This window comes from Mesorhizobium sp. M1A.F.Ca.IN.020.03.2.1 (assembly GCF_004023205.1).
Taxonomy (GTDB): Bacteria; Pseudomonadota; Alphaproteobacteria; order Rhizobiales; family Rhizobiaceae; genus Mesorhizobium.
Window position 1 is genome coordinate 3,786 of the sequence record NZ_RZSV01000340.1, and the last position, 538, is coordinate 4,323.

Annotated in this window: 1 protein-coding gene; it reads left to right on the forward strand. The window is 67.1% G+C overall.

From position 1 onward, the window contains the following. On the forward strand, window positions 1-538 hold a 538-nt coding region (locus tag EOA79_RS33915; protein ID WP_245489962.1), incomplete at both ends, for a DUF4175 family protein.

The window sequence follows — 538 nt, forward strand, 5'->3', positions numbered from 1 at the left end:
GTCTGAGCCGCCGGCGGCCAATGCGCATCCGCTCTATGGCCCGCCCGACATGCCGCTGACGCTGCCGCGCCGCGGCGGCAAGGCGAACGCCGCTAAGACGACCAAGGATCTGACCGAGCATGTCTGGGCCGGCAGCACCATCAAGCTGACGCTCACCGCCACCGACGATGCCGGCCATACCGCCACCAGTGAGACCAAGACGCTGGTGATGCCGGAGCGGCCCTTCTCCAATCCCCTGGCCCGCGCGGTGATCGAGCAGCGCCGCCTGCTGGCGCTCGACGCCAACGCCAAGCCGCGCGTGCTCGACCTGATGGACGCGATCACCCTGCGCCCGGAGGATACTTTCGACAACATGTCGCATTACCTCGCGATCATGAGCGCCAGGAGCCGGCTGAAGCTTGCCGAGAACGACGACCAGCTGCGCAACGAGGTGGCTTATCTGTGGGAGATCGCGCTCGGCATCGAGGAAGGCAATCTGTCGGCCGCCGAGCGTCGGCTGCGCCAGGCGCAGCAGGCGCTACAGGACGCCATCAAAAAC